Annotated in this window: 19 protein-coding genes, 1 riboswitch and 1 other annotated feature; of the genes, 7 read left to right on the top strand and 12 right to left on the bottom strand. The window is 70.8% G+C overall.

The features are described from left to right. Nucleotides 1-18: 18 nt before the first annotated feature. Nucleotides 19-1,266, bottom strand: a complete 1,248-nt coding sequence (locus tag ACQ5SP_RS12535) for an MFS transporter (protein WP_430938722.1) — start codon at nucleotides 1,264-1,266, stop codon at nucleotides 19-21. A 122-nt stretch (nucleotides 1,267-1,388) separates the two neighbouring features. Here ACQ5SP_RS12535 and ACQ5SP_RS12530 point away from each other — a divergent pair, with 122 nt between their 5' ends. Continuing rightward, on the top strand, nucleotides 1,389-2,453 hold the full coding sequence (locus ACQ5SP_RS12530; RefSeq protein WP_430938721.1) for a YeeE/YedE family protein: 1,065 nt from the start codon (nucleotides 1,389-1,391) through the stop codon (nucleotides 2,451-2,453). On the opposite strand, the gene ACQ5SP_RS12525 is transcribed toward ACQ5SP_RS12530, so the two are convergent. Together ACQ5SP_RS12525 and rpsD are read right to left on the bottom strand one after the other, a co-directional pair. Beyond that, entirely contained in the window at nucleotides 2,454-3,356 is a 903-nt protein-coding gene (locus tag ACQ5SP_RS12525) for a DMT family transporter (RefSeq protein WP_430938720.1), read from the bottom strand. It lies immediately after the preceding gene. A 116-nt stretch (nucleotides 3,357-3,472) separates the two neighbouring features. Further along, nucleotides 3,473-4,093 carry a 30S ribosomal protein S4 gene (rpsD, locus tag ACQ5SP_RS12520; protein ID WP_430938719.1) on the bottom strand — a complete coding sequence of 207 codons (621 nt, stop codon included), beginning with the start codon at nucleotides 4,091-4,093 and terminating at the stop codon, nucleotides 3,473-3,475. 235 nt (nucleotides 4,094-4,328) lie between these two features. Here rpsD and ACQ5SP_RS12515 point away from each other — a divergent pair, with 235 nt between their 5' ends. Beyond that, nucleotides 4,329-5,477: an iron-containing alcohol dehydrogenase gene (locus ACQ5SP_RS12515; RefSeq protein WP_430938718.1), complete on the top strand. Its 1,149-nt coding sequence runs from the start codon at nucleotides 4,329-4,331 to the stop codon at nucleotides 5,475-5,477. Between the two features lie 15 nt (nucleotides 5,478-5,492). Here ACQ5SP_RS12515 and ACQ5SP_RS12510 read toward each other — a convergent pair whose 3' ends face one another. Next, nucleotides 5,493-5,849 carry a hypothetical protein gene (locus ACQ5SP_RS12510; protein ID WP_430938717.1) on the bottom strand — a complete coding sequence of 119 codons (357 nt, stop codon included), beginning with the start codon at nucleotides 5,847-5,849 and terminating at the stop codon, nucleotides 5,493-5,495. Nucleotides 5,850-6,026: 177 nt separating this feature from the next. Beyond that, nucleotides 6,027-6,083 (top strand) — a sequence feature (sul1 is cis-regulatory element that is thought to sense ions involved in sulfur or methionine metabolism; They are found in Alphaproteobacteria). A 68-nt stretch (nucleotides 6,084-6,151) separates the two neighbouring features. On the opposite strand from ACQ5SP_RS12510, the gene ACQ5SP_RS12505 reads away from it, so the two are divergent. From ACQ5SP_RS12505 to ACQ5SP_RS12495, 3 genes are all read left to right on the top strand, one after another. Beyond that, nucleotides 6,152-7,642 carry a SulP family inorganic anion transporter gene (locus ACQ5SP_RS12505; RefSeq protein ID WP_430938716.1) on the top strand — a complete coding sequence of 497 codons (1,491 nt, stop codon included), beginning with the start codon at nucleotides 6,152-6,154 and terminating at the stop codon, nucleotides 7,640-7,642. An 11-nt stretch (nucleotides 7,643-7,653) separates the two neighbouring features. Continuing rightward, nucleotides 7,654-8,511 carry a universal stress protein gene (locus ACQ5SP_RS12500; RefSeq protein ID WP_430938715.1) on the top strand — a complete coding sequence of 286 codons (858 nt, stop codon included), beginning with the start codon at nucleotides 7,654-7,656 and terminating at the stop codon, nucleotides 8,509-8,511. 80 nt (nucleotides 8,512-8,591) lie between these two features. Next, nucleotides 8,592-9,074, top strand: coding sequence for a hypothetical protein (locus tag ACQ5SP_RS12495; RefSeq protein WP_430938714.1), 483 nt, complete (start codon nucleotides 8,592-8,594; stop codon nucleotides 9,072-9,074). Between the two features lie 29 nt (nucleotides 9,075-9,103). Here the strand turns inward: ACQ5SP_RS12495 and ACQ5SP_RS12490 are convergent, their stop codons facing one another. The 5 genes from ACQ5SP_RS12490 to ACQ5SP_RS12470 form a co-directional block, all read right to left on the bottom strand. Next, nucleotides 9,104-9,868 carry a 3-oxoacyl-ACP reductase gene (locus ACQ5SP_RS12490; protein WP_430938713.1) on the bottom strand — a complete coding sequence of 255 codons (765 nt, stop codon included), beginning with the start codon at nucleotides 9,866-9,868 and terminating at the stop codon, nucleotides 9,104-9,106. Continuing rightward, nucleotides 9,865-10,677 (bottom strand): bifunctional hydroxymethylpyrimidine kinase/phosphomethylpyrimidine kinase, encoded by an 813-nt coding sequence (gene thiD / locus ACQ5SP_RS12485; RefSeq protein ID WP_430938712.1) that lies wholly within the window; start codon nucleotides 10,675-10,677, stop codon nucleotides 9,865-9,867. The genes ACQ5SP_RS12490 and thiD overlap by 4 nt, the downstream gene beginning before the upstream one ends. Next, entirely contained in the window at nucleotides 10,674-11,282 is a 609-nt protein-coding gene (thiE, locus tag ACQ5SP_RS12480; protein WP_430938711.1) for a thiamine phosphate synthase, read from the bottom strand. Before thiE ends, thiD begins: the two co-directional genes overlap by 4 nt. Continuing rightward, on the bottom strand, nucleotides 11,279-12,070 hold the full coding sequence (thiM, locus tag ACQ5SP_RS12475; RefSeq protein WP_430938710.1) for a hydroxyethylthiazole kinase: 792 nt from the start codon (nucleotides 12,068-12,070) through the stop codon (nucleotides 11,279-11,281). The genes thiE and thiM overlap by 4 nt, the downstream gene beginning before the upstream one ends. 46 nt (nucleotides 12,071-12,116) lie before the next feature. After that, a riboswitch (TPP riboswitch) is annotated at nucleotides 12,117-12,212 on the bottom strand. Between the two features lie 105 nt (nucleotides 12,213-12,317). Next, entirely contained in the window at nucleotides 12,318-14,585 is a 2,268-nt protein-coding gene (locus tag ACQ5SP_RS12470; protein ID WP_430938709.1) for an adenosylcobalamin-dependent ribonucleoside-diphosphate reductase, read from the bottom strand. A 109-nt stretch (nucleotides 14,586-14,694) separates the two neighbouring features. Here ACQ5SP_RS12470 and ACQ5SP_RS12465 point away from each other — a divergent pair, with 109 nt between their 5' ends. Continuing rightward, nucleotides 14,695-15,129, top strand: a complete 435-nt coding sequence (locus ACQ5SP_RS12465; RefSeq protein WP_430938708.1) for a DUF1489 family protein — start codon at nucleotides 14,695-14,697, stop codon at nucleotides 15,127-15,129. A 137-nt stretch (nucleotides 15,130-15,266) separates the two neighbouring features. Here ACQ5SP_RS12465 and hisG read toward each other — a convergent pair whose 3' ends face one another. Genes hisG through hisS form a run of 3 tightly spaced genes read right to left on the bottom strand, consistent with a single transcriptional unit; the run spans nucleotide 15,267 to nucleotide 18,582 of the window. Next, nucleotides 15,267-15,971: an ATP phosphoribosyltransferase gene (gene hisG, locus ACQ5SP_RS12460; protein WP_430938707.1), complete on the bottom strand. Its 705-nt coding sequence runs from the start codon at nucleotides 15,969-15,971 to the stop codon at nucleotides 15,267-15,269. Then, nucleotides 15,968-17,077, bottom strand: a complete 1,110-nt coding sequence (locus tag ACQ5SP_RS12455; RefSeq protein WP_430938706.1) for an ATP phosphoribosyltransferase regulatory subunit — start codon at nucleotides 17,075-17,077, stop codon at nucleotides 15,968-15,970. The genes hisG and ACQ5SP_RS12455 overlap by 4 nt, the downstream gene beginning before the upstream one ends. Continuing rightward, the gene (hisS, locus tag ACQ5SP_RS12450) at nucleotides 17,077-18,582 is read right to left on the bottom strand and encodes a histidine--tRNA ligase (protein ID WP_430938705.1); all 1,506 of its coding nucleotides are present in this window, start codon (nucleotides 18,580-18,582) and stop codon (nucleotides 17,077-17,079) included. Before hisS ends, ACQ5SP_RS12455 begins: the two co-directional genes overlap by 1 nt. A 134-nt stretch (nucleotides 18,583-18,716) precedes the next feature. Between hisS and ACQ5SP_RS12445 the strand changes: the two genes are divergently transcribed. Beyond that, nucleotides 18,717-18,923, top strand: a complete 207-nt coding sequence (locus ACQ5SP_RS12445; RefSeq protein WP_430938704.1) for a SlyX family protein — start codon at nucleotides 18,717-18,719, stop codon at nucleotides 18,921-18,923. Nucleotides 18,924-19,025 lie beyond the last annotated feature (102 nt).

Raw genomic sequence — 19,025 nt, 5'->3', positions numbered from 1 at the left:
CCACGCGGCAAGGCGGGGCTACCCGGCCGGGGCCGGCAGGAGCGGCGCGAAGATCGTCTCGTTGCCGGGGCCCGGATGACGCGGGATCATCAGCGCCAGCGCCAGCGACGTCACCGCCATCCCGGCGGCAAGCAGGAAGACCGACTGCGGCGCCGTGATCCACAGATAGCCGAGCACCGCCGGAAGGGTCACGGCGGCGATGTGGTTGATCGTGAAGGCCACCGCCGCCGTCGGCGCGATGTCGGCCGGGTCGGCGATCTTCTGGAAATAGGTCTTGAGCGCGAAGGCCAGCGCGAAGAAGAGATGATCGAGGACATAGAGCGCGGCCGCCAGAACGACGCCCCATCCGAAGTAGTAGATCCCGCCATAGGCGAGGAACACCGCGGTCAGCCCGACATATTCGAAAACCAGCGCGCGGCGCTCGCCGAAGCGGGCGACCATCCGGCCCATCAACGGCGCGAAGGCCATGTTGGCGACGAAGTTGATCAGGAAGAGCGCGGTCACCTCGTGCACCTCGAAGCCGAAGCGTTCCACCATCATGAAGGCGGCGAAGACCACGAAGATCTGCCGCCGCGCCCCCGACATGAACTGCAGCGCGTAGTAAAGCCAGTAGCGCCGTCGCAGGATCATCTTCTTGTGCTGGGGGTTCGGTGCCTCGAATTGCGGGAAGACCATGAAACAATAGAGCGCGATGGCCACCGTGATGCCGCCCGCCAGCATGTAGACCAGGTTGTAGGACAGGTCGAAGGCCTTCCAGGTGACCACCAGCGCCGCGTAGGCGAAGAGCGACGCCCCCGAACCGATCGCCACGATCCAGCCCAGCGTCTGCGGCGCGTTCTCCTTCTCGATCCACTGGAGCTGCAGCGACTGGTTGACCGTCTCGTAGTAGTGAAACCCGATCGAGCTGATCAGCGTGGTCATCAGCAGCCCCGAGAATTCCGGGAACTGCGCCACCACCGCCGTGCCGGCACCGAGCGCGACCAGGGAGATCACCGCGAGAACCTGCTCGCGGATCAGGATGATCAGCAGGATCACCCCGATGGCCAGGAACCCCGGGATCTCGCGGACCGTGTGCAGCCAGCCGATCTCGACGCCGGTGAAGCCCGCCGCCTCGATCACGAAGTTGTTGAGCAGCGCCGACCAGGTGGCGAAGGCGATCGGCATCGCCGCCGCCATCAGGTAGAGCAGGAACACCGGCCGGCGGAAGAACGGGTAGCCCCGCGCCTCGTCCAGCGGCACCTTGCGTCTGTGGTTGGTCAGCAACATGGGTTCCGATTACCCCGTTTCCGCCCCGCGCGCGAGCGCAAAGCGCCCGGGCCTCTGATCTGGATCAAGGCGCGGGGCGATGCTTTGGGCCAAGAGGCCCGGAACGGTTACGGAGACCCCTCATGGACCTGATCGCCATCGTGGAAACCCTGGGCGAACCCGGCACGGCCGCGTTCTTCGGGCTCATCACCGGCATCGTCTTCGGCATCGCGGCGCAGCGGTCGGCCTTCTGCCTGCGCGCCTCGACGGTCGAGTTCGCGCGCGGCCGGCTGGGGCCGCGCATGTCGGTCTGGCTGCTGGCCTTTTCGACCGCCGTGGTCTGGGTCCAGGGTGCGGAAATGGCGGGGCTGCTCGATTCCCAGCAGGCGCGGATCATGGCCGTGCCCGGTTCCGTTTCCGGGGCGATCATCGGCGGCCTGCTCTTCGGCGCCGGCATGGTCCTGGCCCGCGGTTGCTCGGGACGGCTGCTGGTCCTGGCGGCGACGGGTAACCTGCGCTCGCTCGTCTCGGGCCTGGTCTTCGCGGTCGTCGCGCAGATGAGCCTGCAGGGCTGGCTGGCGCCGGTCCGCGACGGGCTGGCGGCACTTTGGATCACGCCGGGCGGCAAGAATATCGACCTCGTCCCGTGGCTCGGCCTGCCCGAGGGCACCGGGCTTGCGCTGGGTCTGGCGACGGCGCTCCTGGCGCTGGTGCTGGCCAAGAAGAACAGCATCGGGCCGCGGGTGCTCTTCATGGCGTCGGGCGTCGGCTTCGCGGTGGCGCTCGGCTGGGGGCTCACCTACGCGCTCAGCCAGGTCAGCTTCGAACCGACCCAGGTGGAAAGCGCCACCTTCACGGGTCCGTCGGCCAACACGCTGATGTTCTTCCTGACGGGCAACGCGCTTCTGGATTTCGACATCGGCCTGGTGCCGGGCGTCTTCATCGGCGCCTTCCTCGCCGCGCTGGCCGGGCGGGAGCTCAAGGTCCAGGGCTTCGAGGGGGCGGGCCCGATGCGCCGCGCGCTCTTCGGCGCGGCGCTGATGGGCTTCGGCGGCATGCTGGCCGGCGGCTGCGCCATCGGCAACGGCGTCACGGGCGGGTCCATCTTCGTGGCCACGGCCTGGCTGGCGCTGTTCTGCATGTGGATCGGCGCGGTCCTGACGGACTGGCTGATCGACCAGCCGGCGCTGCGCGCGGCCGCGGCCTGATCAGCCCGGCGCCGCGCCGCCACGGCGGCGGATCGGCCAGACCTCCAGCAGACCGGCAGCCAGCACCAGGATGCCGCCGACGATCTCCAGCGGCCCCAGCGCCTCGTCCGCGATGAGCGCGGCCGAGACCGCGCCCACCAGCACCTCGGCCATGAGCAGGATGCCGACCCGCGCGGGGTCCAGGCGCGGCGTGGCCCACATCAGCCCCGCCATCGACAGCCCCCACCAGAGCCCCCCGGCAAGCGTCGCCCAGCCCAGCACCGGGCCAAGCGCAGCCACCGGCAGGCCCGACGGCCAGGGCTCCAGCATCGGGGCCAATGCAAGCGCGCCGAGCGTGGCGCCGGCGGCAAAGACGAAGGCGGCCTCGGGCGGGGCCAGCCCGGGGCGCGCGCGCATGCCCGTCGTCGCCACCGACCAGAGCAGCCCCGACAGCAGCGCAAGCCATTCCCCCGCCCCGCGCGGCACCGGGACCGCGCCATCTGCGCCCAGCATGACCGCCAGCCCCACGAGGCCGACCGCGATGGCCGCGAGCCGCAGCCGCGGCACCGACCAGCCCATCAGGAAGCGCCCGATCAGGGTGCTCCAGACGGGGGTGAGGAAAAACAGCAGGATGATGATCGCCACGCGCCCGTAGACGAAGCCCACCGAGTAGAGCACGAAGGCCGCGCCGCCCAGCGCCACCGCGCCCAGGGCGAGCGGGTCGGCGCGGCCGAGCCGGTCGCGGCGCGCGATTGCCACCGGCGCAAGCAGCAGCGCCGCGGCCGCCACGATGGCGAGCGTGCCCCAGGCGCCCGGCAGCGCCAGCTCGGCCAGGCGGCGCACGGGCAGCCAGTAGAGCCCCCAGAGCGTGCCGGTCACGATGACGATCAGGCTGGCCAGGGCGGTGTGGCGATCGGTCTGCATGGCTTTCCCTTACCGCCGGACCGTGGCCGCGGCAACGCGGCCCATGGCAGGCCCCGCAACAGAAAAGGCCGCGCCCGGCGGGCGCGGCCTCGGAAAACGGGAACCGGCGGGCCGGATCAGTTCTGCGCGTAGAATTCGATGACGAGATTCGGTTCCATCATCACCGGGTACGGCACGTCGGCCAGCTGCGGGGTGCGCACGAAGGTGGCGGTCAGCTTGGAATGATCGGCGTCGATGTAGTCGGGCACGTCACGCTCGGCCAGGCCGACGGATTCGAGCACCAGCGCCATCTGCTTGGACTTGTCACGCACCTCGACCACGTCGCCTTCCTTGACGCGGTAGGAGGGAATGTTGACCTTCTTGCCGTTCACGAGCACGTGGCCGTGGTTCACGAACTGGCGCGCCGCGAAGACGGTCGGCACGAACTTGGCGCGGTAGACGACCGCGTCGAGCCGGCTTTCCAAGAGGCCGATCAGGATCTCGCCGGTGTCGCCGCGCTTGCGCTCGGCCTCGGCGTAGATGCGGCGGAACTGCTTTTCGGTCAGGTCGCCGTAATAGCCCTTGAGCTTCTGCTTGGCACGCAGCTGCAGGCCGAAGTCGGACATCTTGCCCTTGCGGCGCTGCCCGTGCTGGCCCGGGCCGTATTCGCGGCGATTGACGGGGCTTTTCGGACGGCCCCAGATGTTTTCGCCCATGCGGCGGTCGATCTTGTACTTGGCAGAGGTGCGTTTGCTCACCGTCTGATCTCCTTCTGGTATGTCGAAGGGCGTTGTCCTTTCCCCGAAGGGCGACAGGCATCCCCTTGCGGGGGCCACCAACACCAAATGAAACACGGGGCCGCGTGGCCCCGATGGGTGCGCCTTATACGCCCCCCGCGCCGGGTGTCAAGCCGGGGCCGCGCGCGACGCGGCGCTGGCGCATCGGGGACCGCCCGTGCTACCCGCCCCAGGACCGGAAGCAATGGGAACGCGGATGACCAGGGACAGTTTCAGTTTCGCCACGGCAACGGAGATCCGCTTCGGGCGCGGCACCGCCGCCGGGATCTCGGACGCGGTCGCCCGGATCGGCCGGCGGATCCTGCTGGTGACCGGCAGCCGGCCCGAGCGCGTCGCCTGGCTGTCGGACGGCCTCGCCACGCAGGACTGCGCCGTCACCGCCTTTGGCGTTGCCGGGGAACCCGATCTCGCGGCGATCGAGGCCGGCATCGCCACGGCGCGGGAGGCCGGCGCCGACACGGTCGTGGCGATCGGCGGCGGCTCGGTCATCGACACGGGCAAGGCCATCGCCGCGCTGGTGCCCGCGACCCGGCCGGTTCTCGACCATCTCGAGGTCGTCGGCCGGGGTCTGCCGCTCGAGGCCGCACCGCTGCCCATGATCGCGGTGCCCACGACGGCCGGGACCGGCGCCGAGGTCACGCGGAACGCGGTGATCGCGGTGCCCGCGCAGCGGCGCAAGGTCAGCCTGCGCAGCCTGGCGATGCTGCCGCGCCTGGCGGTGGTCGATCCGTCCCTGGTCGAGAGCTGCCCGCGCCCCGTGCTGATCGCGTCGGGACTCGACGCGGTGACCCAGGTGATCGAGCCCTATATCAGCAGCCGCGCCACCCCGCTGACCGACGCGATCTGCCGGGACGCGATCCCGGCCGGGCTCGGGGCGCTCGTCACGCTGGCCGACCGCCCCGACCCGGCGGCTTTCGACGCGATGGCCCTGACCAGCCTTTACGGCGGCATGGCGCTGGCCAATGCGGGGCTCGGCGTCGTGCACGGGCTCGCCGGCCCCCTCGGCGGGCTCAGCGGCGCGGCGCATGGCGCGATCTGCGGCACGCTGCTGCCCCATGGCCTGGCCGCGAACGCGCGGCACGGCCGCGACCCGGTGCTGGCGCGGCGCATCGACGAGGTCCGCGGCTGGATCGGCGGGGCGCTCGGCTGCGCCCCCGGCGCGGCCTTCGACACGCTTGCCGCCTGGGTGCGCGCCAACGGGCTCGGCGGACTCGACATGATGGGGATCAGCGCCGAGCAGCGCGCGGCGGCGGCGGCGGCCGCGGCCAGTTCCTCGTCGATGAAGGCGAACCCCGTGGCGCTGGACGCGGCCGACCTCGCCGCGCTGATGGAAGCCGCGCGCTGACGCGCCGGCCGCGGCTCAGCCGCCGCCCTGCCCGCTGTTCCTGCAGGCCGTGATGACGGAGGCGCGAAACCGCTCGGCCGCGCGCTGCCGGGCGGCCTCGTCGCCTTCGCGCTCGGCGCGGTAGGCGATCGTGGCGAGCTGGCGCAGCATGGCGCGGGTTTCGCTGGCGTAGACGACGTTTTCGGCCACCGACCCGGTCACGCGCTCGGCGGCCATGTCGAGCGCCACGCCGTTCTGCCGGGCTTGCATCAGGTCGAAGGCGGCCGCGCCGAGCCAGTCGCAGGCGAAGTCGTCCGCCGGGGGATCTTCCTGGGCCAGGGCGGCGCAGGGCAGCAGCGCCGCGGCCAGGACCAAAGCCGTGAATCTCTTCATGAACCGTGCCTCGTGTCGTGCCGTCGGCAAAAGCCTAGCGCGCCCGGGTCCCCCCGGCCATCGGGAATTCCCCGTAGGCCGCGGATGCGCGAGGCGCCGCCGCCCTGCCCCGCCACCCCGCCCGGCGAAGACCCGGTTGCGCTTCGCGGCGCGGCCTGTATGCTGCGCCGCAGCAAACATGGACCCGGAGGCCGCTCCGGGTGGCTCTTCCGGCCGCCGATCCGCCGGACAAACAAGCAGAACGACCTAACCAAGCAAGACCGCATCGCCCGCGACGCGGCCCAAGGACAGCTGATCTTCCCATGATTTCCCTGAACGCCTACCGGCGCGAATGGACGAGCAACATTCGCGGCGACCTCCTTTCCGGCCTCGTGGTGGCGCTGGCGCTGATTCCCGAGGCGATCGCCTTTTCCATCATCGCCGGCGTCGACCCCAAGGTCGGGCTCTACGCCTCGTTTTCCATCGCGGTGATCGTGGCGATCGCGGGCGGCCGGCCCGGCATGATCTCGGCCGCGACGGCCGCCACGGCCGTCCTCATGGTCACGCTGGTGCGCGATCACGGGCTCGAATACCTGCTGGCGGCAACGGTCCTGGCGGGGCTGCTGCAGATCGGCGCGGGGTTCCTGAAGCTCGGCTACGTGATGCGCTTCGTCTCGCGCTCGGTCATGACGGGCTTCGTCAACGCCCTTGCGATCCTGATCTTCATGGCACAGCTGCCCGAGCTCGACCCCTCCAAGGTGCCGATGCTAACCTATGCGCTGGTCGCCGCCGGGCTGGCGATCATCTACCTGTTCCCGCGCCTGACGACGGCCGTGCCATCGCCGCTGGTGACGATCATCGTGCTGACGGGGCTGACCGTCCTGATGGGCTGGGAGGTGCGCACCGTCGGCGACATGGGCGCGCTGCCCGACACGCTGCCCGTCTTCCTGATCCCCGACATTCCGCTCAATCTCGAAACCCTGCAAATCATCTTCCCTTACTCGGTGGCGGTCGCGGTGGTCGGGCTGCTCGAAAGCCTGATGACCCAGCAGATCGTGGACGACCTGACCGACACCGGCTCGGACCGGAACCAGGAATGCATCGGCCAGGGGCTCGCCAACACCGCGACGGGCTTCATTGGCGGCATGGCCGGCTGCGCGATGATCGGCCAGTCGATCATCAACGTGAAATCCGGCGGGCGCGGGCGGCTCTCGGCCTTCGCGGCGGGGGTCTTCCTGCTGATCATGGTGGTGGCGCTCGGCGATATCGTCGCGATCATCCCTATGGCGGCGCTGGTGGCGATCATGATCATGGTCTCGATCGGCACCTTTTCCTGGTCCTCGATCCGGAACCTGCGCGACCACCCGCGCTCGTCGTCCATCGTGATGCTGGCAACGGTCTTCTTCGTGGTCTACACGCACAACCTCGCCATCGGCGTGCTGGTGGGCGTGCTGCTGTCGGGCCTGTTCTTCGCCTGGAAGATCGCGCAGCTCTTCCGCGTGCGCACGACGATCACCCCCGACGGCAGCCACCGCACCTATTTCGTCGAGGGGCAGCTCTTTTTTGCCTCGTCCGAGGATTTCATGCGCGCCTTCGATTTCAAGGAGGCGCCCGAGCGCGTGACGATCGACGTCAGCCGCGCGCATATCTGGGACATCTCGTCGGTTGCGGCGCTGGACATGGCCGTGCTCAAGTTCCGCCGCGAGGGCGCGGAGGTCGAGATCATCGGGCTCAACGAAGCCTCCGAAACCATCGTCGACCGGCTCGCCATACATGACAAGCCCGGCGCGATGGACGAGCTGCTCGGCCACTGAGGACAGATAACATGACGACACGCACACTCATCGCGCTGGTGGATGGCTCAGCCTATTCCGAAAGCGTCTGCCACCACGCCGCCTGGATCGCCGAGCGGACCGGGTCCAAGGTCAAGATATACCATGTCATGGGCCGCCGCGACGCCCCGGAGAAACAGGACCTGAGCGGGGCGATCCGGCTCGGTGCACGCTCGCGGCTGCTCGAGCAGCTGAGCGAACTGGACGCGGCACGTGCCAAGCTGGCGCATGAACACGGCCGCGCCATCCTCGAGGATGCCAAGGCCATCATCGAGGGCGACGGCGACATAGAGGTCGAGACGCGGCTGCGCCAGGGCGACCTGGTCGAGACGATCACCGCCAAGGAAGACACCGCCGACATGATCGTGATCGGCAAGCGCGGCGAGGCCGCCGCCACGGCGATGGAGCATGTCGGCTCCAACCTGGAACGGATCGTGCGCGCCAGCCACAAGCCGGTCTTCGTGGCCAACCGCGCCTTCCGGCCCATCAGCCGGGTGCTGGTGGCCTTCGACGGCGGGGCCTCGGCGCTGAAGGCCGTGGACTTCATGGCGCGCAGCCCGCTTTTCGCCGGGCTGGCGGTCACGCTCGTCTACGCCGGTGCCGACACGGCGGAGGCGCGGACCGCGCTCGACAATGCCGCCGCGACGCTGGCCGCCGGGGGAATCACGGCCGAGACGCGGCTCCGCCCCGGCGAACCCGAGAAGGTGCTGGCCGAGATGACCGGCTCGGAAGGCTTCGAGCTTCTGGTCATGGGGGCCTATGGCCATTCCCGCGTGCGGTCGCTGCTGATCGGCTCGACCACCACCGAGATGATCCGCTCCTGCAAGGTGCCCGTGATCCTGATGCGCTGAGCCGCGCGCCCCCGCCGGCAGCCCGGCGAAAGATTGCCGAGCGGAATTGACGTGATCGACCGACCGCCTAGGATTGCCGCATGATGACAGCGACCGCCCTGCCCGGCATGGCCTCTGCCGGTATAACGCCGCCCGCCGCCCCGCGCGAGATCCGCCGCCGCCTGGCCAGGTCCATGCGGGTGCGCGAGATGGTGACCGCCGCGGCGATCGTGCTCTCGACCTCGGCGCTTCTCTCGGCCGAGGAACAGGTGCAGGGCTGGGTCCAGAGCTGGGTGCCCGGCGTGCTGCGCCTGCCCGCCGACGCCGAGGTGCTCTCGGACCGCGAGATCGGCTCGTCCGTGCGGATGTTCTCGATCGCGACGGCCGAGGAACCGGACGCGCTGATGACGGAATGGCGGACGGCGCTGGAAGACGGCGCCTACGACATCTACAAGTCGGAAAGCGCGGCGCTGAACGGCGCCATCGAGTTTTCCGGCGAAGGCGTCTCCAACGCCAAGATCGCCGTCTCCCCGGCCCGCGACGACGGGCGCACGGTCATCGAGTTCGACGCCACCCTGCGCTGAGCGCCGGCGCCGGCCCGCGCGCGATCCTCTCAGCCGCAGACCAGCCCGCCATCGACCACCAGGGTCTGCCCCGTCACCGCCCGCGCCCAGGGCGAGGCGAAGAAAAGCACGGCATCGGCCAGTTCTTCCGGCGTGGTGACGCGGCCGAGCGGCGTCTGCTCCGCGATGATGTCGAAGACGGGTTCCGGCGTGGCGGCGCTGGCATCCGTTGTCCGCAAAAGCCCCCCGGCCACCATGTTGACCGTGACGCCCAGTGGCCCGAGTTCCCTGGACACGGTGCGCGTGAAGGCCAGCAGCGCGCCCTTCGCGGCGGTGTAGTCGTGATAGGGCACCACCGGGTTCTGGACGAGGTTGGTCCCGATCGTCACCACGCGGCCGCCGGCGGCGGCCTCGAAATGCGGGCGCAGCGCCCGGATCGCGTTGAGCGCGCCGCCCACGGCCACCTGCGTCTGGGCCGCGACGTCCTCCCAGGCCAGACGGTCGAGATGCGCCCGCGCGTCCCCGTCGAAGGAGAAATCCGCCAGCGCGTTGTGGACCAGGACCGTCGGCGGGCCGAGACGCGCCGCGACCTCCGCGACCATGTCGGAGACCGCATCGGGGTCGGTCACGTCGGCCTTGACCGCCGCCGCACCGGTGCCCAGCGCCTCGGCCAGGGCCTCCGCGGCCGGGCCGCTTCGACGATAGTTGATCGCGACGCGGGCGCCTTCGCGGTGAAAGGCGCGGGCGATGGCGGCGCCAAGCCCGCGGCCCGCGCCGGTGACGAGAACGGTCTGGTTCCGGAACGGACGGGTCATGCGGTCGTCTCCTTCGTGGTCATGGCATGGAAATGATGCACCGGCCCGTGACCCGTGCCGACGCCCAGCGCCCCGGCGGCCGCGATGGCGGCGGCCACATAGGCCTTGGCCATGCGGGCGGCCCCGGCCAGGGATCGGCCATGGCCGAGCCCGGTGGCAAGCGCCGCCGAGAGGGTGCAGCCCGTGCCGTGGGTGTTCCGCGTGGCGTGGCGCCGCCCCTCGAGCCAGAGCGCGTCGCCGGCGGTCTCGAGCAGGTCCGGGCAGTCCGCCCCGGACAGATGCCCGCCCTTGAGCAGCACCGCCGAGGGGCCGAGCGCACGCAGCGCCGCGGCCTGCGGCGCCATCGCGTCGCGGTTCCCGGCCTCGGCCCCGCCAAGCAGATCGGCCGCCTCGGGCAGGTTGGGCGTCAGAACCGTCGCCATCGGCAGCAGGCGGTCGCGCACCGCCGCGACGGCATCGGCCGCCAGCAGGCGGTCGCCGCCCTTGGCGACCATCACCGGGTCGAGCACCACCGGGGCCTCCAGCCCCGCCAGCGCGCCGGCCACGGCCTCCACGATCGCGGCGCTGCCCAGCATGCCGATCTTCACCGCATCGATGCGGATATCCTCGCGGATCGCGGCGATCTGGCCGGCGACCATGCCGGGCGCGACCAGGGCCACGTCGCGCACGCCGGTGGTGTTCTGCGCGGTCAGGCCGGTGACCGCGGCCATGGCATAACCACCATTGGCCGAGATCGCCTTGATATCGGCCTGGATCCCGGCCCCGCCGGACGGGTCGGAGCCGGCAATGGACAGGATGTTCGGGATCATGTCCGCCTCCATGTCTCGACAAGCGCCCGTGTCGCCGCCTCCGGATCGGCGGCGCGGCTGACCGCCGAGACCACGGCGAGACCGGCCGCGCCGGCGGATTTGAGCCCCGGGATATCGGCGGCGGCGAGACCGCCGATGGCGATCGTCGGAACCGGCGCGGCGGCGGCGATCCGCGCCAGGCCCGCGATGCCGACCGGCGCGGCCGCGTCGGGCTTGGTCGCCGTGACCCGGACCGGGCCGGCGCCGATATAGGACACGCCCGCCGGGATCGCGGCGCACTGCGCGACCGTCTCGACGGACAGGCCAAGCAGCGCCGTGGGGGCGATCCGGCCCCGCGCGGCGCGCGGGTCGCCATCGCCCTGGCCGATATGCAGATCCGCGCCGGTGGCGCGCGCCACCTCGACCCGATCATTGACGAAGACGCGCACGCCGAGCGGAGCGAGCTCGGCCAGCAGCGCCGTGGCCAACTGTGCCATCTCCGCGTCCGCGGCGCGCTTGTCCCGCAGCTGCACCGCCCAGGCGCCACCCCGCGCCGCGGCGCGGGCCTGTTCGGCGACCGGCAGGGGCGCCTCGGGATCGGTCACGACATAGACCGCCCCGATCATCCGACCGCCTCGATCCGGGCGCCGGCGTCGAGCACCGCCGCGCTCTGGGCATGGAGCGCATCGAGGAAGGCCGGCTGGAAGCTGCCCGGCCCCGTCGCATGCGCGCCGGCGGTCTCGCCGGCGAGGCCATAGGCGGCCAGCGCGGCGGCCGTGGCCTCCAGCGCGGGCTGGTCCACGCAGAAGGCGGCGATCACGCCGTTGAGCGAACAACCCATCACCGTGATCCGCGCCATGAGCGGGTGACCGTTCGCCACGCGGTAGGCGCGCCTGCCGTCCGTGACGTAGTCCACCGGCCCCGAGACCGCGACCACGCCGCCGGTGCGGCGGGCCAGAATGCGCGCGGCCGCCTCGGCATCGGCCACGGCATCACCCGCATCGACACCGCGCGCCGCGCCGCCCAGCCCGGCCAGCGTCAGGATCTCGGAGGCGTTGCCGCGCAGGACGGCCGGGCAGAGCGCGAGCAGGCGCGCGGACAGCGTCCTGCGGAAGCGCGTCGCGCCGACGCCGACCGGATCGAACACCCAGGGCCGCCCGGCCCCGGACATGATGGCGGCGGCCTCTTCCATCGCCGCGCCCCATTCGGCATCCGCGGTGCCGATGTTTACCGTAAGCGCCTGCGCGAGCCCGGCGAACTCGGCCACCTCGTCGCGGGCATGCACCATCGCCGGGGATGCCCCCACCGCGAGCAGCACGTTTGCCATGACGTTCATCGCCACGAAATTGGTGATGTTATGGACCAGCGGGCCAGCGGACCGCATGGCATCGAGGTGGTGTCCGGGATTTTTCATCTCGCCTCCTGTCCGGCAGGGGAGGCAAGCAGGGACGCCGCGACGGCGATCCGTCCTTGCAACTCCCTACGCCGGCATGATCCGGTTCAGGTTCGGAGGGTGCTTCTCAGCCCGCGCGCGGCGGACGCCCCTGTTGCTCTGTCCGAAGGAGTAGTCCCCCTGTCCGCGGTGTCAAGCACGCGGAACGGCGGCGCCGGCCATCCGCCCCTTGCCCGGGCCGCGACGTGCGGGACCGAGACTCAGCCGCTCATCCGCATTTCGAGAAACCGCAATCGGCGCAGGTCATGCAGCCCTCGATCATGCGCATCTCGCGGCTGCCGCAATGCTCGCAGGTCTTGCCGGCCGGCGCGGCCTCGCCGGTATCGTAGAGCGCCGCGTGCGGGTCGCTCTTCAGCCCGGTCCCGGCCGCGTCGATGAAGCCGATGGAGATCATGTGTTCCTCGATCACGCCGCCGATCGCGGCCAGGATCGAGGGGATGTATTTCCCCGCCACCCAGGCGCCGCCGCGCGGGTCGAACACCGCCTTGAGTTCCTCGACCACGAAACTCACGTCGCCGCCGCGCCGGAACACCGCCGAGATCATCCGCGTCAGCGCGACCGTCCAGGCGTAATGCTCCATGTTCTTGGAGTTGATGAAGACCTCGAAGGGCCGCCGGTGGCCGTTCACGATGATATCGTTGATCGTGATGTAGATCGCGTGCTCGGACATCGGCCATTTGAGCTTGTAGGTGTGCCCCTCCAGCGTCTGCGGCCTGCCGAGCGGCTCGGCGATGTAGACCACGTCGGCGCCGCGGTCGGCCTCTGGCGCGGCCTCGGTCTCTTCGCTGACCGACAGCACCGATCCGGTGACCTCGTTCGGGCGATAGGTCGTGCAGCCCTTGCAGCCGGTCTCGTAGGCCTTGAGATAGACGTCCTTGAAATGCTCGAAGGAAATGTCCTCGGGGCAGTTGATCGTTTTCGAGATCGAGCTGTCGACCCATTTCTGCGCCGCCGCCTGCATGCGCACGTGATCCTCGGGCGTCAGGGTCTGGGCATTGACGAAATGCCCGGGCAGGTCCGCGTCGCCGAACTTGTCGCGCCACATCTGCACGGCGTAGTCGACGACCTCCTCCTCGGTGCGCGAGCCGTCCTTCTGCAGGACCTTGCGGTTGTAGCTGTAGGCGAAGACCGGCTCGATCCCCGACGATACGTTCCCGGCATAGAGGCTGATCGTCCCCGTCGGCGCGATCGAGGTCAGCAGCGCGTTCCGGATGCCATGGGTGCGGATCGCCTCGCGCACGTCCTCGTCCATGTGCCGCAGCGCCCCGCTTTCGAGGAACTTCTCGGCATCGAAAAGCGGGAAGGCGCCCTTTTCCCTGGCCAGCTCGACCGACGCGAGATAGGCCTCGCGGGCGATGGCCTTCATCCAGGCCTCGGTCTGCGCGGCGGCCTCTTCCGAGCCGTAGCGCAGCCCCAGCATCAGCAGCGCATCCGCCAGCCCCGTGACGCCCAGCCCGATCCGGCGCTTGTTCCGCGCCTCCTCGGCCTGTTGGGGCAGCGGGAAGCGCGAAACGTCGACCACGTTGTCCATCATCCGCACGGCCGTGCGCACCAGATCGTGCAGCGCCGCCTCGTCGAGCGCGGCGGCCGGCTCGAAGGGGGCGCTGACCAGGGTGGCCAGGTTGACGGATCCCAGAAGGCAGGCGCCATAGGGCGGAAGCGGCTGCTCGCCGCAGGGATTCGTCGCGCTGATCTCCTCGCAGTAGCGCAGGTTGTTCATCTCGTTGATGCGATCGATGAAGATCACGCCGGGTTCGGCGTAGTCATAGGTCGCGCGCATGATCCGATCCCAGAGCGCGCGCGCCTCGACCGTGTGATACACCTTGTCGCCGAAGACCAGATCCCAGGCGCCGTCGGCCTTCACCGCCTCCATGAAGGCGTCGGTGACCAGGACCGAGAGGTTGAAGTTGCGCAGCCGCGCCGGATCCTGCTTGGCGGCGATGAAATCCTCGATGTCCGGGTGGTCGCAGCGCATCGTCGCCATCATCGCGCCGCGGCGCGAGCCGGCCGACATGATCGTGCGACACATCGCGTCCCACACATCCATGAAGCTGAGCGGGCCCGACGCGTCGGCGGCCACGCCCTGGACCGCCGCGCCCTTGGGCCGGATGGTCGAGAAATCATATCCGATGCCGCCACCCTGCTGCATGGTCAGCGCGGCTTCCTTCAGCATGTCGAAAATCCCGGACATGCTGTCGGGGATGGTGCCCATCACGAAGCAATTGAACAGCGTGACGTCCCGCGCCGTCCCGGCCCCGGCCGTGATCCGGCCGGCCGGCAGATAGCGGAACCCTTCGAGCGCTTGGTAGAAGGCATCCGCCCACTCTGCCGGGTCCGTCTCGGCGGCTGCCAGCGCCCGCGCGATTCGCCGCCAGGTATCCTGAACGGTCTGGTCGACGGGACTGCCGTCGGCCTCCTTCAGGCGGTATTTCATGTCCCAGATCTGCTCGGCGATGGGGGCGGAAAAACGCGTCATGGGGCAGCGTCCGATGGGTTGCGAAAGAGTCCTCGAAAATAGGCGGTCCGCTTGAAAAACGCAACGACTCGGTTAGCTTTCGGACGGACAGACAAGATATGGGGTCAGGGTGGCAAAAGGCCATATCAATCTCGTGAAACTCTGCGTCGGCGCCGAAAAGGTCGAGGACCTCGCGCGGTGGCAGGCGAGCCGCGCGGCGAAGTCCCCGGACGGCCTGCCCTGTCACGTCACCCGCATGTGGCCCAAGCGCGCGGACGAAATCCTCGCGGGCGGATCGCTCTACTGGGTGTTCAAGGGGGTGATCCTGGCGCGCCAGCGCATCCTGCGGCTCGACCCGGTCGACCGCGGCGACGGGGTGCGGCGCTGCGGTATCCTGCTCGACCCCGAGATCGTCCGCACCGAGGGGGCGCCCCGCCGGCCTTTCCAGGGCTGGCGCTACCTCAGGCCCGAGGAGAGCCCCCGTGACCTGCCGCCCGGCCGTGCGCGCGAGGAGTCGCTGCCGCCCGCCCTGGCCGCCGCGCTGGCCGAGATCGGCGTGCGCTGAGCGCCGCTGCGCGGCGATCGAGGCCTCCGGCGGGGATTTTTCACCACTTGGAGGGAGAGGCCGCGCGCTCCTTCCAAGTGGTCCAAATATCCTCGCGCCCGAAGGGCGCGAAACCGCCCGCGCGCCGGCGCGCGGGCTCAGCCCGCCGCGGCGAGCCCCAGCGTCTCGAGCAACGCGGCCAGGCGCCGCCCCGTGGCGCCCTCCGCCGGGGCAATGCGCGAGCGGAACAGGGTCGCCTGGCTCTGCAGGATCAACCCGTCGGAGAGGATCTTCAGGTGATTGGCGCGCAGCGTCTCGCCCGAGGAGGTGATGTCGGCGATGGCCTCGGCGGTCAGGTTCTTGACCGTGCCCTCCGTCGCGCCCTGGCTGTCCACCAGCCGGTAATCCGCGACGCCGTTGGCCTTCAGGAAATCGCGCACCAGCGTATGGTACTTCGTGGCAATCCGCAGCCGGTGGCCATGTGCCGCCCGGAAGGCCGCCGCCGCGGCGTCGAGATCGTCGAGCGTATCCACGTCGATCCAGGCCCGCGGCACGGCCAGCACCAGGTCGGCATGGCCGAAGCCGAGGCGCGCGATCTCCGCGATCTTCTCGGACCAGAGCGGGATCTTCTCGCGCACGAGATCGGTGCCGGTGACGCCCAGGTGGATCCGTCCCGCCGCAAGCTCGCGCGGGATCTCGCCGGCCGAGAGCAGCACCAGCTCCACCCCGTCCGCCCCCTCGACCGCGCCGGCATATTCCCGGTCCGAGCCGGTGCGCCGGACCGCGACGCCGCGTGCGGCGAACCAGTCGAAGGCCTGTTCCATGAGCCGTCCCTTGGACGGCAGGCCGAGCTTGACGGTCATGCCAATCCCTCCTGCACGGCGAGCACCTGCGCGGGACGGATCACGCCGCCCACGGCCGGGATCTCGCGGCCCTGCCCCAGGACCCGCGTGAGCGCGTCGTAGCGCCCGCCGCTGGCGACGGGCGGCAGCGCGCGCCCCTCGGCGTAGAACCCGAAGACGAAGCCGTCGTAATACTCGAGCGTGGTGCGCCCGTAGCTGCCCTCGAAGGGCAGCGCGTCGATGTCGACGCCACGGTCTGCGAGGGCGTCCAGCCGCGCCGCCATCCGGTCGGTGGCGGGCGCCAGGGCCGGCATTTCGCCGGCAAGGCCGCGCAACTCGGTCAGCGCGCGCGGCGCAGTGTCGGCCAGCCCGAGCAGCCGGTCGAGGATCGCCAGCTCACCGGCGGCGATCGGCGGCGCGGCGGCATCCGCCCGAAGCGCCGCGATGCGCGACGCGATCTCGTCGGGCGTGCGCAGGCCGACCAGCGGGCCGGCCTCGGCGATCAGCGTCTCGGCCGGGGTCGTCTCGGCCGCGTCCAGCAGTGCGGCGCGGCTTGCCGGCGGGGCCGTGCGCCCGCCGAACCGGTCGAGCAACGCGCGGAAGCGTGCCGGGCGCCAGATGTGACGCGCCAGCGCCGCCTTGCGCCGCGCCGTCGTGCGCAGGCCCGCCACGGCCGCCTTCAGCAGCCCGATATCCCCGGTCGCCGCCCGCAACCCCAGCGGCGCGAGCAGCTTCGCGAAAAGCGCGAAGACCTCGGCATCGGCGGCCGCGGGATCGTCGCGGGCGAAAAGCTCGTAGCCCACCTGCAGGTATTCCGAGGCCCGGTGAGAGGCCGCGTCCTGCATCCGGAAGACCGGCCCGGCATAGGTGTAGCGCGCCAGCTCGGCGCCCTCGGCCATGTGCATCTGCACCACCGGCACGGTGAAGTCGGGCCGCAGCATCAGCTCGCCCCGGACCGGGTCGCGGGTGGTGTAGGCACGGGCACGGATATCCTCGCCGTAGAGATCGAGCAGCGTTCCGGCCGGCTGCAGGATATCGGCCTCGACGGGATGCGCCCCCGCCGCGGCGAAGTGCGCGGCCAGCCGGTCGGCCTCGGCCCGGATCGCGGCTTTCGCGTCGGTGTCCATCAGCCCGTCCCGCCGGCCAGGATGCGCCGCACCTCGGTCACGAGGTCGCCGCGCGCGACCTCGTACTGCGCGGGGCGGGCCTTCCATTCCTCCAGCGTCGCATCCTCGGCGATGCGGGCGCCGAGCACGAGATCCTTGACCTGGACGACGCCGCGGGCGCGCTCATCCTCGCCCTGTATCACCGCGACCGGCGCGGCGCGGCGGTCGGCATATTTCATCTGGTTGCCGAAGTTCTTCGGGTTGCCGAGATAGACCTCGGCCCGGATGCCGGCGCCGCGCAGCTCGGCGGCCATGGCCTGGTAGTCGGCCATGCGGTCACGATCCATGACGGTGACGACGACGGGCCCGTGGGCCTCCGCCCCGCCCCGGCCCCGGGCATGCAGGGCCGCGAGCAGCCGGTCGACGCCCACCGACACGCCGGTCGCCGGCACCGCCTGGCCGGTGAAGCGCTTGACCAGGTCGTCGTAGCGCCCGCCCCCGGCGACGGAGCCGAACTGGCGCGGCCGGCCCTTTTCATCGGTGATCTCGAAGGTCAGCTCGGCCTCGAAGACCGGCCCGGTGTAGTAGCCGAGGCCACGCACGACCGACGGATCGATCACGATGCGGTCAGGGCCGAAACCCTGCGCGTCGAGCAGCGCCGCGATGGTCTCGAGCTCCTGGACGCCGGTCTCGCCGGTCTCTGCGCCCTGCACCAGTTCGCGCAGTCGCGCACAGGTCGCCGCGCCCGTCTCGCGGCCGGCGGCCATGAAGCCCATGACGATCTCGGCCTGCCCGTCGGAGAGCTGCGCGCCCTCGGTGAAGTCGCCCGACTCGTCCTTGCGGCCCGCGCCGAGCAGCGCGCGCACGCCGTCCTCGCCCAGACGGTCGAGCTTGTCGATGGCCCGGAGCACGATGCCGCGCTCGTGCTCGAAGCGATCCTGATCGGCGGGGTCGAGGATGCCCGCGACCTCCATCACGCCATTCAGGACCTTGCGGTTGTTGACCCGCACGATGTAGTCGCCGCGCGGGATGCCCACCGCCTCCAGCGTCTCGGCCAGCATGGCGCAGATCTCGGCATCGGCCGCTACGCTGGGCGCACCCACGGTGTCGGCGTCGCACTGGTAGAACTGGCGGAACCGGCCCGGGCCGGGCTTCTCGTTGCGCCAGACCGGGCCCATCGCGTAGCGGCGATAGGGCGTCGGCAGCTCCTGGCGATGCTGCGCGGCCACCCGCGCCAGCGGCGCGGTCAGGTCGTAGCGCAGCGCCAGCCAGTCGCCGTCATCCTCTTCCTGCCAGGCAAAGACCCCGGCATGGGGGCGGTCGACGTCGGGCAGGTACTTGCCCAGCGCCTCCAGCGTCTCGACGGCGGCGGTCTCGAGCGGGTCGAAGCCGTAGCGGTGATACACCTCGGCGATGGTGGCCAGCATCGCGTTGCGCGCGCTCACCTCCGCGCCGAAATAGTCGCGGAAGCCCTTGGGCGTCTCGGCCCTGGGCCGCCGGGGTTTCTTCGCCTTGTCCTTCGCCATCTCGCATCCCTCTTGGGCACTTGCCGCGTCGTCTAGCGGATGGGCGGCGGGGGGGCAAGGCGGGGCGCGTTCCCCGGTGCATCCCGGGCGCGAAGCGGTTAGGACTTCCGCGCAGGATCGGAAGGAGAGTGCATATGAGCGACCGACTGGACAACGCCGAGGCGGGACTTGCCCACCTGACCCGCATGGTCGAGGATCTCAGCGACGTCGTCGCGGGACAGGCGACGGCGATCGAGCGGCTCGAACGCCGCGTGGCGCTGCTGATGGACCGCGAGGCCGAGCGCGAGGTCGCGGCCGGCGGCACGGTCCCGCTCGGCGACGAGAAGCCGCCGCACTGGTGAGCCTTGCCCGGAACGACCGCGCCCGATGACCGCGACCCCGGCCCCGCCCCATCACATCGCCCTGTCCGTCGGGGTCGGCGGCGGCGCGCCGGACCGGCGCTG

The sequence above is a fragment of the Rhodovulum sp. YNF3179 genome, assembly GCF_050586465.1.
In the GTDB taxonomy this organism is placed as follows: domain Bacteria; phylum Pseudomonadota; class Alphaproteobacteria; order Rhodobacterales; family Rhodobacteraceae; genus CAJXYS01.
Note: the sequence above shows the minus strand (reverse complement) of the source record. Positions and strands in the feature narration are given on the sequence as shown.

Excerpts from the sequence above, each read along its gene's own strand:
- ACQ5SP_RS12535 (WP_430938722.1), bottom strand. The coding sequence starts at position 1,266 with ATGTTGCTGACCAACCACAGACGCAAGGTGCCGCTGGACGAGGCGCGG.
- ACQ5SP_RS12530 (WP_430938721.1), top strand. The coding sequence starts at position 1,389 with ATGGACCTGATCGCCATCGTGGAAACCCTGGGCGAACCCGGCACGGCC.
- ACQ5SP_RS12525 (WP_430938720.1), bottom strand. The coding sequence starts at position 3,356 with ATGCAGACCGATCGCCACACCGCCCTGGCCAGCCTGATCGTCATCGTG.
- ACQ5SP_RS12515 (WP_430938718.1), top strand. The coding sequence starts at position 4,329 with ATGACCAGGGACAGTTTCAGTTTCGCCACGGCAACGGAGATCCGCTTC.
- ACQ5SP_RS12510 (WP_430938717.1), bottom strand. The coding sequence starts at position 5,849 with ATGAAGAGATTCACGGCTTTGGTCCTGGCCGCGGCGCTGCTGCCCTGC.
- ACQ5SP_RS12505 (WP_430938716.1), top strand. The coding sequence starts at position 6,152 with ATGATTTCCCTGAACGCCTACCGGCGCGAATGGACGAGCAACATTCGC.
- ACQ5SP_RS12500 (WP_430938715.1), top strand. The coding sequence starts at position 7,654 with ATGACGACACGCACACTCATCGCGCTGGTGGATGGCTCAGCCTATTCC.
- ACQ5SP_RS12495 (WP_430938714.1), top strand. The coding sequence starts at position 8,592 with ATGATGACAGCGACCGCCCTGCCCGGCATGGCCTCTGCCGGTATAACG.
- ACQ5SP_RS12490 (WP_430938713.1), bottom strand. The coding sequence starts at position 9,868 with ATGACCCGTCCGTTCCGGAACCAGACCGTTCTCGTCACCGGCGCGGGC.
- thiD (WP_430938712.1), bottom strand. The coding sequence starts at position 10,677 with ATGATCCCGAACATCCTGTCCATTGCCGGCTCCGACCCGTCCGGCGGG.
- thiE (WP_430938711.1), bottom strand. The coding sequence starts at position 11,282 with ATGATCGGGGCGGTCTATGTCGTGACCGATCCCGAGGCGCCCCTGCCG.
- thiM (WP_430938710.1), bottom strand. The coding sequence starts at position 12,070 with ATGAAAAATCCCGGACACCACCTCGATGCCATGCGGTCCGCTGGCCCG.
- ACQ5SP_RS12470 (WP_430938709.1), bottom strand. The coding sequence starts at position 14,585 with ATGACGCGTTTTTCCGCCCCCATCGCCGAGCAGATCTGGGACATGAAA.
- hisG (WP_430938707.1), bottom strand. The coding sequence starts at position 15,971 with ATGACCGTCAAGCTCGGCCTGCCGTCCAAGGGACGGCTCATGGAACAG.
- ACQ5SP_RS12455 (WP_430938706.1), bottom strand. The coding sequence starts at position 17,077 with ATGGACACCGACGCGAAAGCCGCGATCCGGGCCGAGGCCGACCGGCTG.
- hisS (WP_430938705.1), bottom strand. The coding sequence starts at position 18,582 with ATGGCGAAGGACAAGGCGAAGAAACCCCGGCGGCCCAGGGCCGAGACG.
- ACQ5SP_RS12445 (WP_430938704.1), top strand. The coding sequence starts at position 18,717 with ATGAGCGACCGACTGGACAACGCCGAGGCGGGACTTGCCCACCTGACC.